We start from the raw sequence: 15,483 nt of genomic DNA, 5'->3' as shown, positions 1-15,483 counted from the left end.
CTGTGCCGCCTTCAGGCTTGCATGGCCCCTGCGGGAGCGGGCATGCCCGCGAAGAGGCCGGCTCAGAAAAACCCTGACGTCAAATTTTTGTTTTGCCGCTTATGCCAACCGGCAATTGCCGCTTTCACGGCCAAAGGCGGAAAGCTTTTGCCGCTTTTCTGGCATCAGCCTGACAGCATGCCGCGCGCAGACCCCGTAATTTAGCGGTTCACGGGGGTTGGCACAGCCCTTGCTATAGCTTGCTCAACAAAACTCCGGTCAACCTCTGAAGGTTTCCCCGATATGAGCATCAGCTTCGACAAGGCGCTTGGCATTCACGAAAAGGCCCTGGGCTTCCGCGCCCAGCGCGCCGAGGTGTTGGCCAACAACATCGCCAACGCCGACACGCCCAACTACAAGGCGCGTGACATGGACTTCTCTTCGGTGCTCGCCGCCGAAACCAGCAAGCAGCAAAGTGGCCGCTTTGCCATGGAGCGGACCAACAGCCGGCACATCGAAGCCGAGGGCCTGGCCGTCGCTGCTGACGACACGCTCAAATACCGCACGCCGCTGCAGCCTTCGATCGACCAGAACACCGTCGACGCGCAGATCGAGCAGTCGAACTACACCGAAAACGCCATTGGCTTCCAGGCCAGTTTCACCTTGCTCAACAGTAAATTCAAAGGGCTGGTTTCCGCCCTGCGGGGAGAATGACCATGTCCCTTTCCAGTGTCTTCAACATTGCCGGTAGCGGCATGAGTGCGCAAAACACCCGGCTGAACACTGTGGCCTCGAACATCGCCAACGCCGAGACTGTCTCGTCGAGCATCGATCAAACCTACCGCGCTCGCCATCCGGTGTTCGCCACCACGTTCCAGGATGCGCAGGCTGGCGGCAGCCAGTCGCTGTTCGACGACCAGGGTGAAGCCGGGCAGGGCGTGCAGGTAAAAGGCATCGTCGAAGATCAGAGCAACCTTGAAGCCCGCTACGAGCCGAACCATCCGGCGGCGAACAAGGACGGCTATGTCTACTACCCGAACGTCAACGTGGTCGAGGAGATGGCTGACATGATCTCCGCCAGCCGCGCGTTCCAGACCAACGCCGAGCTGATGAACACGGCCAAGAGCATGATGCAGAAAGTGCTGACCCTGGGGCAGTGATAGGAAGCCGACATGACCACCACCAATTCCACCACAGACGTCGGCAGCGCGTACCTCACCTCGCTGCAGAAGCAGACGTCGAAAACCGACAGCACTACCGGTGCTGCCGGCAGTGCACTGGGCAAGGATGCGTTTCTGCAATTGCTGGTAACCCAGATGCAGAACCAGAACCCGCTCGACCCGCAGGAAAACGGCGAGTTCGTCGCCCAGTTGGCGCAGTTCAGCAGCCTGGAAAGCATGCAGTCGCTCAATGATGCAGTGACTTACATTGCCGCTGGGCTGCAGTCCTCCCAAGCCCTGCAGGCTTCTTCCCTGGTGGGGCGCAATGTGGTCGTGCAGACCGACAAGGCCGTTGTCGACACCAGCAAGGACATGCGTGGTTCGGTCAACCTGACCTCGTCCAGTACTTCGACCTCGGTGGGCATCTACGACAAGGACGACAAGCTGGTGCGCACCATCGACCTGGGCACCCAGAAAGCCGGCAGTATCGACTTTACCTGGGACGGCTTGAACGATGACGGTGAAGTCGCGGCTGCCGGGACCTACACCTTCAAGGCCACGGCCTCGATCGATGGCCAGGCCACCAGCATGACCACCAACCTGCCAGCGTCGGTGACCAGCGTGACCATGGGTACCAACGGATCGGAAATGATGCTCAACCTGGCCGGGCTGGGCAGTGTTGCGCTTTCCAAAATTCAAAGCATCGGCATCTAGGGCCTGAGCAAAACGACAGGAGTTACACATGTCTTTCAACATCGGCCTTAGCGGCCTCTATGCAGCGAACAAGGCCCTTAACGTTACCGGCAACAACATTGCCAACGTCGCCACCACCGGTTTCAAATCGTCGCGTGCCGAGTTCGCCGACCAGTACTCCAACTCCATTCGGGGTACTAGTGCCGGCAAGAGCGTGATCGGTACCGGGGTCAAGACCGCCGCGGTTTCCCAGCTCTTCACTCCGGGCAACATCAATGCCACCGGCCAGGCGCTGGACATGGCCATCGATGGCAACGGTTTCTTCGCCCTGAATGACAACGGCTCGAAGATCTATACCCGTGCCGGCGCGTTCTACAGCGACAAGGAAGGCTATGTGGTCAATGCCGGCGGGGCAAACCTGCAGGGCTATGCGGTCGGTGAGGACGGCAAGATCATCCAGGGTGTTCTGACCGACCTGCAAATCGACACGTCCAACCTCACGCCGAAGCCAACCAGCCTCATCACCGAGAAGATCAACCTCAACTCGGGTGCCACCGCTCCATCGGTCACGCCGTTCGATCCGACCAACGCCAGTTCCTACAATTTCACGTTCAATACCCCGGTGTATGACAGCCAGGGCAACGAACACCAGATGAATCAGTACTTCATCAAGGACGACGTTACCAATACCTGGTCCATGCACACCACCATCGATGGGCGCAACCCGGCAAACCCGGCTTCTACCACGCCCCTGGTCAACGCCGTGCCATTCAAGTCCGATGGCACCCTGGACAAGGACGCCATGGCTGCGGGTGACGTGGTCGGCGGCCTGAGCATTGGCGAAGACAAGATCTTCCAGCTCAACGACTGGATTCCGGCGCAGAAGAATGCCGCTGGCGAGTGGTCGGCCAATGGCGCCGTTGCCAACGCCGATGGCGTCAAGCTGGACATGCTCGGTGCCACCCAGTACAACGCCTCATCCGCCGAAATCGCCAAGACCCAGGACGGCTTCGCAACGGGTGAGCTGTCGGGGTTGAGTATCGACCAGAACGGCTACCTGTTCGCCAGCTTCACTAACGGCAAGGACAAGGTGATCGGCCAGGTGGCGATTGCCAACTTCGCCAACCTGCAAGGCCTGACGCCGATTGGCGGCACCAACTGGAAGGAATCCTACGCCTCGGGCGTGCCGGTAATCGGCGCCCCTGATACCGGTACTTTGGGTCAGATCTCGGGTGGCGCCTTGGAAGATTCCAACGTCGACCTGACCGGCGAGCTGGTCAACCTGATCAAGGCGCAGAGCAACTACCAGGCTAACGCCAAGACCATTTCCACCGAAAGCACCATCATGCAGACCATCATCCAGATGACTTGACGATGGCTGGGGCTGCACAGTAGCCCAGCGCGACCCGAGGCCGTTCTTACAGGTGATCGCGATCCCTTGTAGGCGCGGCCTTGTGTCGCGATTGGCGCAACGCGGCTCCAAATTTCCAAAGGTTGACGCTCATGACAAGGCTAATGCTGATAGCCCTGCTGGCCATGGCTTTGCCACTTTCGGCCGCTCCCGCCCCGTTCTACTTGTGGCAAAGCCTGGTCACCGGCCGCTACCTGTGTGTGCCCCACAACCCGGGCAAGGGCTGGGTACGCCATGCCGGCCCCTACAACAACGCAGCTTGCCGCAGCCACTGAGCCTACCTTGCCGCAGGCGGCAATTATCCGCCGACAAACTGACGGTTACTGCCCCTTGGCACGCTGCAAGCCCCGTAAACCGGCTGTTTCATACTTGGTTCGATTATTGCTTTGAACCTGCCCAGTGACAGCGCGGCAGCGACGCGCAGAAGGAGATACTGTGGACAAGTTGCTTTATGTGGCCATGACCGGCGCCAGCCAGAACGCGCTGGCGCAGAAGGCCCACGCCAACAACCTGGCGAACGTTTCCACCAATGGTTTTCAGCGCGACCTGGAACAGGCCCGCTCGATGCCGGTGTTTGGTGACAGCTTTCCGGCGCGCGCATTCGCCATGACCGAACGGCCTGCGACCGATTTCACCCAGGGGCCCCTGGTGGAAACCGGCCGTGACCTGGACGTGGCGGTGACCGGCAACGGTTTCATCGCGGTGCAGGCCCCCGACGGCAGCGAAGCCTATGTGCGCACCGGTAGCTTGAACATCGATGCCCTTGGCGTGCTGCGCGCCGGCAATGGCATGCCGGTGATCGGCAACGGTGGCCCGATCGCCGTACCGCCCGAGCAGAAGGTGGAGGTCGGCGCTGATGGCACCCTCAGTATCCGCTCCATGGGCGAAGACCCGCGGGTGATTGCCGAGGTTGACCGCATCAAGCTGGTGAACCCCGACATCAAGGGCCTGAAGAAGGGCCTGGACGGCTTGATCCACACCACGTCCGGCCAGCCGGCCGATGCCGACGTGAATGTACGGGTCGTGTCGGGCTTTCTGGAAGGCAGCAACGTCAACGCGGTCGAGGAAATGACCTCGGTGCTGGCGTTGTCACGCCAGTTCGAACTGCACGTCAAGATGATGAACACGGCCAAGGAAGGCGACGAAGCCATGGCTCGGGTTTTGCAAATCGGCTAATCACTTTTGAACGCGTGCCGTAAAACAGGCGCACGAGGAGAAATTACATGCTTCCGGCTCTTTGGGTCGCTAAAACCGGCCTGTCCGCCCAGGACACCAACCTGACGGTCATTTCCAACAACCTGGCCAACGTCTCGACCACCGGCTTCAAGCGTGATCGTGCCGAATTCGCCGACCTGCTCTACCAGGTGAAACGCCAGCCTGGCGCCCAGTCGACCCAGGACAGCGAGCTACCCTCGGGCCTGCAGGTAGGTACAGGTGTGCGCATTGTCGGCACCCAGAAAAGCTTCGTCGCCGGCAGCCTGCAAACCACCGAAAACCCGCTGGACATGGCGGTCAACGGCCGTGGTTTCTTCCAGATCCTGCAGCCCGATGGCACCGTTTCCTATACCCGTGACGGTACCTTCCACCTGAATTCCGACGGCCAGATCGTTACCGCCAACGGCTATGCCCTGGAACCTGCGATTGTTGTGCCCAACGATGCGCAAACCTTCACCGTGGGCACCGACGGCACGGTCTCGATCACCACGGCCGGCAACCCGGCTGCGCAGGTGATCGGCAACATCCAGACTGCCGACTTCATCAACCCGGCCGGCCTGCAGGCGATTGGCGACAACCTGTTCCTGGAAACCGCTGCCAGTGGTGCGCCGCAAGTCGGCACCCCGGGCCTGAACGGTTTCGGCACAACCCAGCAGCAGACCTTGGAAAACTCCAACGTCAGCACCGTGGAAGAGCTGGTGAACATGATCACCACCCAGCGCGCCTACGAGATGAACTCCAAGGTCATCTCCACCGCCGACCAGATGCTGTCGTTCGTCACCCAGCAGCTCTAAGCCGCCTTGTTCTTTCGTTACACCCGTGCCCGTGAGGTAAGCGTCATGAATCGTCTGTTGTCCGTTTTCGCCCTGGGGGGGGCGGTGTTGCTGGCAGGTTGCGTCGCGCCGACGCCCAAGCCCAACGACCCGTACTATGCGCCGGTGTTGCCGCGCACCCCGTTGCCGGCAGCGGCCAACAACGGTTCGATCTACCAGGCCGGTTTCGAGCAGAACCTTTACAGCGACCGCAAGGCGTTCCGGGTGGGTGACATCATCACCATCACCCTCAACGAGAAAACCTCGGCCAGCAAGAACGCCGGGTCGCAGATTGCCAAGAACAGCAAGACCAATATCGGCCTGACCTCGCTGTTCGGTGGCACACCGAACACCAACAACCCGTTTGGCGGCGGCGACCTGTCGCTGGAGGCGGGCTACAGTGGTGACCGCGCCACCAAGGGCGATAGCAAGGCGACCCAGGGCAACACCCTGACCGGCTCGATCACCGTAACGGTGGCCGAAGTGCTGCCCAACGGCATCATCGCGGTACGCGGCGAAAAGTGGCTGACCCTGAATACCGGCGAAGAGTTGGTGCGTATTGCCGGCATGGTCCGTGCCGACGACATCGCCACCGATAACACCGTACCGTCCACCCGTGTGGCCGACGCGCGTATTACCTACTCCGGTACCGGCTCGTTCGCCGATGCCAGCCAGCCTGGTTGGCTGGACCGCTTCTTCCTCAGCCCGCTTTGGCCTTTCTGAGTACGGATGACCATGTTCAACGTGAGGCAGCTGATTGCCGCAACCCTGCTCCTGTCCTGTGCCTGTGTGGCCCAGGCCGAGCGCCTGAAGGATATCGCCAGTATCTCTGGCGTGCGCTCCAACCAGTTGATCGGCTATGGCCTGGTGGTTGGCCTGAACGGTACGGGTGACCAGACCACCCAGACCCCGTTTACCCTGCAAACCTTCAACAACATGCTGTCGCAGTTCGGCATCAAGGTGCCGCCAGGCTCCGGCAACGTGCAGTTGAAAAACGTCGCTGCCGTGTCGGTGCATGCCGACTTGCCGCCGTTCGCCAAGCCGGGCCAGGTGGTCGACATTACCGTGTCCTCGATCGGTAACTCGAAGAGCCTGCGCGGCGGCAGCCTGCTGATGACCCCGCTCAAGGGTATTGACGGTAACGTCTACGCCATCGCCCAAGGCAACCTGGTGGTCGGGGGCTTCGACGCCGAGGGCCGTGACGGCTCGAAGATCACCGTCAACGTTCCGTCGGCGGGTCGGATTCCAGGTGGCGCCAGTGTGGAGCGGGCCGTGCCAAGCGGCTTCAACCAGGGCAATACCCTGACCTTGAACCTCAACCGCCCCGATTTCACCACCGCCAAACGTATCGTCGACAAGGTCAACGACCTGCTGGGGCCAGGTGTGGCCCAGGCGGTGGACGGTGGCTCGGTGCGGGTCAGTGCGCCGATGGACCCAAGCCAGCGCGTGGACTACCTGTCGGTCCTGGAAAACCTGGAAATCGACCCCGGCCAGGCGGTGGCCAAAGTCATCATCAATTCGCGTACCGGTACCATCGTCATTGGCCAGAACGTGAAGGTTTCGCCAGCGGCGGTGACCCACGGCAGCCTGACCGTGACCATTACCGAAGACCCGATCGTCAGCCAGCCGGGCCCGCTCTCCAACGGCCAGACCGCCGTGGTGCCGCGCTCGCGGGTCAATGCCGAGCAGGAAGCCAAGCCGATGTTCAAGTTCGGCCCTGGTACCACGCTGGATGAAATCGTCCGCGCGGTGAATCAGGTGGGCGCAGCGCCCGGTGACCTCATGGCCATTCTCGAAGCCCTGAAACAGGCCGGCGCCCTGCAAGCCGACCTGATCGTGATCTGAGGCCGTCGCCAATGAACAGCAAAAGCCTGGTTTCCGGTAGTGCCGACAGCGGCGCCTACACCGACCTCAACCGCCTCAACGCGCTCAAACAGGGTGACCGCAACAGCGAAGCCAATGTGCGCAAGGTGGCCCAGGAGTTCGAGTCGCTGTTCATCAGCGAAATGCTCAAGGCCTCGCGCAAGGCCAGCGACGTGCTGGCTGACGACAACCCGATGAACACCGAAACGGTCAAGCAGTACCGAGACATGTACGACCAGCAGCTGGCGGTGAGCATGTCCCGCGAGGGGGGCGGTATCGGCTTGCAGGACGTGCTGGTGCGCCAGTTGACCAAGGGCCGCAGCGCTTCGATCAACACCAGCCCGTTCCCGCGGGTGGATAACGCAGGCCCGGCCTTGTGGGGCAACAAGGTGGCAGAGCCGGCACGTGCCACGGCTCCGGCCAGCAACCGCAACGACGTGGCTGCGCTCAATTCGCGGCGCCTGGCCCTGCCCAGCAAGCTCACCGACCGCCTGCTGGCCGGTATCGTGCCCTCGGCGGCCACGGCCAACGCTGCTGCCGTGCCGGCGCGTGAAGGCCAGCAAGTGGCCAAGGCTTTCGCCGTGCCGGACTCGGGGCTGCGCATTGTCGGCCGGGCCGTGGCCCAGCCACCATTGGCACCGAAAAAAGCCTTTGCCAACAGCGACGAATTCGTCGCCACCATGCTGCCGATGGCTGAGCAGGCGGCCAAGCGCATCGGCATCGACCCGCGCTACCTGGTGGCCCAGGCTGCACTGGAAACCGGTTGGGGCAAATCGGTCATGCGCAACAGCGACGGCAGCAGCAGCCACAACCTGTTCGGCATCAAGGCCACCGGCAACTGGCAGGGCGAGCAGGCGCGCGCGATCACCAGCGAGTTCCGCGATGGCCAGTTCGTCAAGGAAACCGCAGCGTTTCGCAGCTACGACTCGTACCAGGACAGCTTCCACGACCTGGTGACCTTGTTGCAGAGTAATTCCCGCTATCAAGGTGCACTGGATTCGGCCGATAACCCAGAGCAGTTTGCAAGAGAGCTGCAAAAGGCAGGTTATGCGACCGACCCGGGCTATGCGCGCAAGATCATCAGCATCGCCCAGCAAATGCAGTCAACCCCGCAATACGCCATGGCTGGCAGAACCACGAATTTATAAAAGGACTAAAGCATGTCGAGCCTGATTTCGATTGGCCTGAGTGGCCTGAATGCCAGCCAGGCGGCATTGTCGGTAACCAGTAACAACATCGCCAACGCCGCGACCAGTGGCTATTCGCGCCAGCAGACGCTGCAGGCTGCGGGGCCTTCGCACAACATCGGCGCGGGGTTCCTGGGCACCGGCACCACGCTGGCCGATGTGCGCCGCATCTACAGCTCCTACCTGGACAACCAACTGCAGACGGCCACCTCGCTGCAGGCGGACTCGGCCACCTTTCAGGATCAGATCACCAGTGTCGACAAACTGTTGGCCGACCGTGACACGGGTATCAGCTCGGTGCTCACGGCATTTTTCGCGGCCATGCAGACGGCCGCAGCCAAGCCGGGTGATGTCGCCTCGCGGCAGCTGTTGCTGACTCAGGCGCAAACCCTGAGCAACCGGTTCAACGCGGTGAGCACCCAGTTGTCCCAGCAGAACGCCACGATCAACTCCCAGCTCGATACCATGGCCGGGCAGGTGAACAAGCTCACCGCCAGCATTGCCGAGTACAACAAGCAGATCACGGCGGCCAGTGCCTCTGGCAACACCCCCAACAGCCTGCTGGATGCGCGCGGCGAAGCGGTACGCCAGCTCAATGAGCTGGTGGGGGTGACGGTGCAGGAGCGCGACGGCAACTACGACGTGTACCTGGGCAGTGGCCAGTCGCTGGTTACCGGCACCAAGGCCAATACCTTGTCGGTGGAGCCGGGGGTGGCCGACAAGAGCCAGGTTGGCCTGCGTATCAACTATGACTCGTTCAGCTCGGACGTGACCTCGGTGATTTCTGGTGGCGCCATCGGCGGTTTGCTGCGCTATCGCCAGGATGTGCTGACGCCGTCGATGAACGAGCTCGGCCGTGTTGCCCTGGTGGTTGCCGACAGCATCAACAGCCAGTTGGGGCAGGGCCTGGATGCCAATGGCCAGTTCGGCAGCTCGCTGTTTTCCAGCATCAACAGTGCCACCGCCATCGCCCAGCGCAGCCTCGCATCGTCGAACAACAGTGCCGGCTCCGGCAACCTGGATGTCACCATCGCCGACAGCGGGGCACTGACTACCTACGACTACGAAGTGAAGTTCACCAGCGCCAACCAGTACAGCGTGCGCCGCTCCGACGGTACCGACATGGGCAGCTTTGACCTCAATGCCGACCCGGCGCCGGTGATCGATGGGTTCAGCCTGGCGTTGAAAGGCGGTGGCCTGGCGGCCGGCGACAGCTTCAAGGTCATCCCGACCCGTGCCGCTGCCGGTAGCATCACCACGACGCTGACTGACGCCAATAAGCTGGCTTTCGCCGGGCCGATCAGTGCCAACGCGGGCAGTGGCAACAGCGGCACCGGCACCATCACCCAGCCGACGCTGGGCGAAGCGCTGGACGTTTATGGCGGTGCCGACACCGCGTTGATCCAGCAGTCGATTCGCGACTCGATGCCGGTGCGCGTGGTGTTCGACGCCGCCAGTGGCGGTTCGCAGGGCTACAAGCTGTTCGACGCCAAGGGCACCCAGATCGGCACGGGCAGTGTGGTGCCAGGGCAGGACAACAAGCTGTCCATCGCGGTGCCAATGCTGGATGGTTCGGGCAACCCGATTCTGGATGGCAGCGGCAACCCGCGTACCTTCAGTGTCGAGACCACCATCGGCGGCAGCCCTGCCGCCAACGACAGCTTTACCCTGTCGTTCAATGCCGACGGCAAGGCGGATAACCGCAATGCCACGGCGCTACTGGAGCTGCAGACCAAATCGACGGTCAATACCGGCTCGGGTGGCGGCACCAGCTTCACGTCTGCCTACGCCTCGCTGGTCGAGCGCGTGGGGGCCAAGGCCAACCAGGCGTCCATCGACACCACCGCCACCGAAGCGGTGCTCAAGTCCGCCAGCGAAAGCCGCAGCGCGGTGTCGGGGGTCAACCTGGATGACGAAGCGGCCAGCCTGGTCAAGTTCCAGCATTACTACACGGCGTCTTCGCAGATCATCAAGGCGGCGCAAGAAACCTTCAGCACCCTGATCAACGCTTTGTAAGGAGTAGACTATCGTGCGTATTTCCACTGCTCAGTTCTATGAGGCCAGCGCCAGTAGCTACTCCAAGAACTTCTCCAGCATGAACAAGACCAACGACCAGGTGACTTCGGGTATCCGCATCCAGACAGCGGCTGATGACCCGGTCGGTGCTGCGCGCCTGTTGCTGCTGCAACAGCAGCAGTCGTTGCTGGACCAGTACAGCGGCAACATCAATACGGTCAGCAATGCGCTGCTGCAGGAGGAGAGCGTGCTCTCCACCATCAACGATGCGATGCAGCGCGCCAGCGAGTTGGCGATCCGCGCCGGTGGCGCCGGCGTCACCGACTCCGATCGCGTGGCCATCAGTACCGAGTTGAAGGAGATCGAAGCCAACATCTTCGGCCTGCTCAACTCGCGCGACGCCAATGGCGACTACATGTTCGGCGGCTCGAAAAGCACCACGCCGCCTTACGTCCGTAATTCCGATGGTACCTACAGCTACCACGGTGACCAGACCCAGCTGAGCCTGCAGGTCTCCGATACCCTGAACCTGGCCACCAACGACACCGGTTTCAGCATCTTCGACTCGGCCAGCAACAAAAGTCGCACCCAGTCGAGCTTGCTGGTGCCCGCCACCGACGACCACGTGGTCGGCGTGTCCTCGGGTCTGTTGACATCGAGCACCTCCTACAACAACAGCTTCACGGCGGGCCAGCCCTACAAGCTGACCTTCACCAGCGCGACCCAGTACACCATCACCGACGCCAGCGGTAGGGACATCACCTCCGAAACCGCCACCAACGGGACCTTCGACAGCAACACCGAGGGTGCCAACAAGATTGCCCTGCGTGGCGTTGAGTTCGAAATAACCGTCACCCTGGAAGAGGGCGCCGATGCCGATGCGGCCGTGGCGGGGCGTGAATTCTCGCTGCAAGCGCGTCCGGACTCGTTCAATGCCACCCGCAACGGCAGCAACAGCTCCAGCGCCCAGATCACCGGCAGCAGCGTCACCGATGAAACCGCCTACCGCAGTACCTTCCCCAGCAATGGTGCGGTGATCAAGTTCACCGGCCCCGGCGCCTATGAGCTGTACGCCCAGCCATTGACCGCCGATAGCAAGGCGATTGCCAGCGGCACCTTCACGGCGCCCTCGCTGACGGTGGCCGGCGTGACCTACGAGATGTCCGGCTCGCCAGAGGCCGGTGACCAATTCGCGATCACCGCCAATACCCACCAGAACCAGAACGTGCTGGAAACCATCAGCCAGTTGCGTGCTGCCCTGGATACCCCGGTCACCGGCACGGGCGAGGCCAACGCACTGAAAGACGCGGCTGCCTCGGCCATCGCCAACCTGGCCAGTGCCCGCGAGCAGGTCGATATTACCCGTGGCTCGATTGGTGCCCGTGGTAACTCGCTGGAGATCCAGCGGCAGGAGAACACCAGCCTGGGCCTGGCCAACAAGACGACCCAGAACGCCATCGGCAACACCGACATGTCGCAGGCTGCCATTACCCTGACCTTGCAGCAGGCCATGCTGGAGGCCTCGCAGCTGGCCTTCTCGCGCATCTCGCAGTTGAGCCTGTTCAACAAGCTCTAAGCTGGCTGTTCGATCGCTGGGGCCGCTTTGCGCCCCTTCGCGGGCTTGCCCGCTCCCACAGGTTTTGCGTGTGCTTGAAGCCAGCGCATGCCCTGCAGGGGCGGGCAAGCCCGCGAAGGGGCGCAAAGCGGCCCCAGCTTTTTCATGCCTGCGAAAAACCCAGTCCCCGCACCCTCTGCAAGGCTTTCGTAGCATTTCAATGTGACCAATGAGTCAAAACGGTCATCTTCCCTGTATTCTATGCAGCAGCTGTTGCAGCATTTTGTTACCGGCGCGCAGGCGAGCGCTGCCGGTATTTGGCGCCCTCAATTCATCGAGTGGTGGTCTTTGGCTGTTTTCATTGGGAAGCCAGAATGATTGGCATCAAAAGCATCGCGAGTTACGTGCCTACCGCTGGCCTGGACAACTATGTCCAGGGTGCGAAGTTCGGCAAGGACGAAGAGTTCATGTTCGGCAAGATCGGCGCCTCTTTCCTGCCGCGCAAGGCCGCAGAACAGGAAACCTCCGACCTGTGCGTAGAAGCCGCCCAGGCCCTGTTCGCCAGCAACCCTGACCTGGATCCGCAGTCGATCGATGCGTTGATCGTGGTCACCCAGAACGGTGACGAAGAAGGCCTGCCGCACACCGCTGCCATCGTTCAGAGCAAGCTGGGCCTGTCTACCCGGGTAGCGGCGTTCGATGTGTCGCTGGGCTGCTCGGGCTATGTGTATGGCTTGTATGCGATCAAGGGCTTCATGGAAGCGGCAGGGCTGAAAAATGGCTTGCTGATCACTGCCGACCCGTACTCGAAGATCGTCGACCCGGAAGACCGTAACACCACCATGCTGTTTGGCGACGCCGCCACGGCCACCTGGATGGGTGAAGGCGCGGTCTGGAAGTTGGGCCAGGCGCGTTTCGGCACCGACGGGTCCGGCGCTGAACACCTCAAGGTCAGCGATGGCAAGTTCTTCATGAACGGCCGCCAGGTATTCAACTTCGCCTTGATCAAGGTCCCGGCGCACCTGCATGAGTTGCTGGACGCCAGCGGCCTGCAGTCGTCGGATATCGACGCCTTCTGCATCCACCAGGGCAGCGCGGCGATTGTTGACGCGGTGGCGCGCCGTTTCGAAGAGCAGCACCCCGAGAAGTTCGTCAAGGACATGCTCGAAACCGGCAACACTGTGTCATCCAGCGTGCCACTGCTGCTGCAGAAGCACATGCTCGATGGCAGCTGGAAGCGCGTGGCGATCAGCGGCTTTGGCGTGGGCCTGTCGTGGGGCTCGGCCATTCTCTATCGCGACTGACCCTAGGTCACTTCAAAAAAGCGCCCGGCGGCCACCGCCCGGCGCTTTTTTTGTGGCTGGAACACAAAGGCATGAACCTCACCGGCTCCCTGTGGGAGCGGGCATGCCCGCGAAGCGATCAACGCGGTGGATGGCACCGGCATTGCCGGTGTTCGCGGGCGCGCCCGCTCCCACAGGGGAGGGTGGGGCTGGCAATGCCATTAAGCCTGTTCAGCAGCGGAATTTGACGCCAATAAACCGCCCTTAACCCCTTGATTTCTCAGGGCTGGCCTCCTGCCAGCATTTTTTTTCGAAAAAACCCTCAAGCAACCCGCGCACCCGACGATAACTATTACGAAGGTTCTCTAGGCCAATCCGGCGGTTGCCAAGGCCGGAAGCCGCAGTACCCATCCAACGAGGATTTCGTCATGGCTTTAACTGTAAACACCAACATTGCGTCGATCACCACCCAGGCCAACCTGACCAAGGCGAGCAACGCCCAGACCACTTCGATGCAGCGTCTGTCCTCGGGTCTGCGCATCAACAGCGCTAAAGACGACGCTGCCGGCCTGCAGATCAGCAACCGCCTGACCAGCCAGATCAATGGCCTGGGCCAGGCTGTGAAGAACGCCAACGACGGCATCTCGATCGCCCAGACCGCTGAAGGCGCAATGCAGGCATCGACCGACATTCTGCAAAAAATGCGTACCTTGGCTCTGTCCTCGGCCACTGGCTCGCTGAGCGCCGACGACCGTAAGTCGAACAACGACGAATACCAAGCGCTGACTGCTGAGCTGAACCGTATTTCTCAAACCACTACTTTTGGTGGTCAGAAGCTGCTGGACGGTTCGTACGGCACCAAGGCTATCCAGGTGGGGGCTAACGCCAACGAAACTATCAACCTGACTCTGGATAATGTGGCTGCAAACAAGATTGGTTCGCAGCAGATCAAGAGTACGGCCGTCACCATCAACGACACCGGTCTGACAGCTGGCGACATCGTTGTGACCGGTAATGGCCAGACGTCGACTGTAAGCTATGCCGATGGCGCTTCTGCCAAGGAAATCGCATCCAAACTCAATGGCGCAGTCGGTGGTCTGACTGCTACCGCTAGCACTGAAGTCAAGTTCTCGGTAGGTGCCGCTGCTGCAACTGATCCGGCGAGCTTCGAGCTGGCAGTGGGGGACGGTACTGCGGTCAAGTTCATCGGTGTTACCGATACTGCCAGCCTCGCTGACCAACTCAAGTCCAACGCTGCGAAGCTGGGTATCAGCGTTAACTACGATGAAGTCAACGATACTCTCGAAGTCAAATCCGATACCGGCGAAAACCTGAAGTTCACCGGTACTACTGACTCGGCTTCCATCGGCGTCGATTCCAAAGGTGGTGACGGTAAGTACTCCGGTACAGTTGTCCAGCTGGCCGACGGTGATAACGCAATCGTTACTGGCCAGGTTTCGCTCGACTCGGCCAAGGGCTATTCTCTGGGGGAAGGTGCGGCTGACGGCGTTACTGCGCTGTTTGGTGCGACCACCGTTGCTTCGCAGAAAACCACTATCTCGGAAACTGACGTAACCGACGCTTCCAACGCCCAGAATGCCCTGGCCGTTATCGACAAGGCCATCGGCTCCATCGACAGCGTCCGTTCGGGCCTGGGTGCTACCCAGAACCGTCTGCAGACCACCGTCGATAACCTGCAGAACATCCAGAAGAACTCCACCGCTGCCCGCTCCACCGTGCAGGACGTGGACTTCGCTTCGGAAACTGCCGAGCTGACCAAGCAGCAGACCCTGCAGCAGGCTTCGACTGCGATCCTGTCGCAGGCCAACCAGCTGCCATCCTCGGTCCTGAAACTGCTTCAGTAATTCAGGCGCCTGAGTAAAGGGTGAAAGGGCGCGTTTACGTGCCCTTTCGCCTTTTTTGACATGAGGGAGTTCGAAACATGGACATGAGTGTCAAGCTGAGCCAGGTGTATCCGACCGTCTTGCCCCAGGCGCCAGTAGCTGATCGCGATCGGGACGCCGCTGTGCCTGCCAAGGTGCAGGAAACCGCTGGCACCGATAATCAGCCGCACTCGCGCGAAGACCTGGAAAAGGCCGTGGGCGAAATTCGCGATTTCGTGCAATCGAGCCAGCGGCAGCTGGACTTTTCCATCGATGATTCCACGGGCCAGGTTGTGGTCAAGGTGATCGCTACCCAGTCCGGTGAGGTAATCCGGCAGCTTCCGTCGGAACTTGCGCTGAAGTTGGCGCAGAGCCTCAGTGAAGCCAGCAGCCTGCTGTTCGACGACCAAGTTTAGGCTGGCACGA

The 15,483-nt window shown here is 61.2% G+C and carries 16 protein-coding genes; all 16 read left to right on the top strand.

Going from position 1 to position 15,483, the window contains the following annotated elements; translation table 11 throughout:
• The coding region (locus ACF8SD_RS19160; protein WP_392484981.1) for a hypothetical protein at window positions 1-199 on the top strand (199 nt) is incomplete at its 5' end.
• An 83-nt stretch (window positions 200-282) separates the two neighbouring features.
• Window positions 283-693: a flagellar basal body rod protein FlgB gene (flgB, locus tag ACF8SD_RS19155; RefSeq protein WP_009684247.1), complete on the top strand. Its 411-nt coding sequence runs from the start codon at window positions 283-285 to the stop codon at window positions 691-693.
• Between the two features lie 2 nt (window positions 694-695).
• On the top strand, window positions 696-1,139 hold the full coding sequence (flgC, locus tag ACF8SD_RS19150) for a flagellar basal body rod protein FlgC (protein WP_061304388.1): 444 nt from the start codon (window positions 696-698) through the stop codon (window positions 1,137-1,139).
• A gap of 12 nt (window positions 1,140-1,151) precedes the next feature.
• Window positions 1,152-1,853 (top strand): flagellar hook assembly protein FlgD, encoded by a 702-nt coding sequence (gene flgD / locus ACF8SD_RS19145; protein WP_392484980.1) that lies wholly within the window; start codon window positions 1,152-1,154, stop codon window positions 1,851-1,853.
• Between the two features lie 28 nt (window positions 1,854-1,881).
• The gene (gene flgE / locus ACF8SD_RS19140; RefSeq protein ID WP_392484979.1) at window positions 1,882-3,204 is read left to right on the top strand and encodes a flagellar hook protein FlgE; all 1,323 of its coding nucleotides are present in this window, start codon (window positions 1,882-1,884) and stop codon (window positions 3,202-3,204) included.
• A 131-nt stretch (window positions 3,205-3,335) separates the two neighbouring features.
• On the top strand, window positions 3,336-3,518 hold the full coding sequence (locus tag ACF8SD_RS19135) for a hypothetical protein (RefSeq protein WP_054881819.1): 183 nt from the start codon (window positions 3,336-3,338) through the stop codon (window positions 3,516-3,518).
• Between the two features lie 160 nt (window positions 3,519-3,678).
• Window positions 3,679-4,419, top strand: a complete 741-nt coding sequence (locus ACF8SD_RS19130) for a flagellar basal body rod protein FlgF (protein ID WP_009684241.1) — start codon at window positions 3,679-3,681, stop codon at window positions 4,417-4,419.
• Window positions 4,420-4,466: 47 nt separating this feature from the next.
• On the top strand, window positions 4,467-5,252 hold the full coding sequence (gene flgG / locus ACF8SD_RS19125) for a flagellar basal-body rod protein FlgG (RefSeq protein ID WP_009684240.1): 786 nt from the start codon (window positions 4,467-4,469) through the stop codon (window positions 5,250-5,252).
• 45 nt (window positions 5,253-5,297) lie between these two features.
• Entirely contained in the window at window positions 5,298-5,993 is a 696-nt protein-coding gene (gene flgH / locus ACF8SD_RS19120) for a flagellar basal body L-ring protein FlgH (protein WP_029887007.1), read from the top strand.
• Between the two features lie 12 nt (window positions 5,994-6,005).
• Complete coding sequence (locus ACF8SD_RS19115) at window positions 6,006-7,115, top strand: flagellar basal body P-ring protein FlgI (RefSeq protein WP_009684238.1); 1,110 nt, start codon at window positions 6,006-6,008, stop codon at window positions 7,113-7,115.
• Window positions 7,116-7,126: 11 nt separating this feature from the next.
• The gene (gene flgJ, locus ACF8SD_RS19110; RefSeq protein WP_392484978.1) at window positions 7,127-8,281 is read left to right on the top strand and encodes a flagellar assembly peptidoglycan hydrolase FlgJ; all 1,155 of its coding nucleotides are present in this window, start codon (window positions 7,127-7,129) and stop codon (window positions 8,279-8,281) included.
• A 12-nt stretch (window positions 8,282-8,293) separates the two neighbouring features.
• Window positions 8,294-10,336: a flagellar hook-associated protein FlgK gene (gene flgK, locus ACF8SD_RS19105; RefSeq protein WP_392484977.1), complete on the top strand. Its 2,043-nt coding sequence runs from the start codon at window positions 8,294-8,296 to the stop codon at window positions 10,334-10,336.
• 13 nt (window positions 10,337-10,349) lie between these two features.
• Window positions 10,350-11,912: a flagellar hook-associated protein 3 gene (locus ACF8SD_RS19100; protein WP_392484976.1), complete on the top strand. Its 1,563-nt coding sequence runs from the start codon at window positions 10,350-10,352 to the stop codon at window positions 11,910-11,912.
• A 353-nt stretch (window positions 11,913-12,265) separates the two neighbouring features.
• The gene (locus ACF8SD_RS19095; protein WP_009684233.1) at window positions 12,266-13,195 is read left to right on the top strand and encodes a ketoacyl-ACP synthase III; all 930 of its coding nucleotides are present in this window, start codon (window positions 12,266-12,268) and stop codon (window positions 13,193-13,195) included.
• 407 nt (window positions 13,196-13,602) lie between these two features.
• On the top strand, window positions 13,603-15,039 hold the full coding sequence (locus ACF8SD_RS19090; protein WP_392484975.1) for a flagellin: 1,437 nt from the start codon (window positions 13,603-13,605) through the stop codon (window positions 15,037-15,039).
• A gap of 77 nt (window positions 15,040-15,116) precedes the next feature.
• Window positions 15,117-15,473, top strand: a complete 357-nt coding sequence (locus ACF8SD_RS19085) for a flagellar protein FlaG (protein ID WP_392484974.1) — start codon at window positions 15,117-15,119, stop codon at window positions 15,471-15,473.
• Window positions 15,474-15,483: the final 10 nt, after the last annotated feature.

It is taken from the genome of Pseudomonas sp. CJQ_9 (assembly GCF_043106615.1).
Classification (GTDB): Bacteria; Pseudomonadota; Gammaproteobacteria; order Pseudomonadales; family Pseudomonadaceae; genus Aquipseudomonas; species Aquipseudomonas juntendi.
Note: the sequence above shows the minus strand (reverse complement) of the source record. Positions and strands in the feature narration are given on the sequence as shown.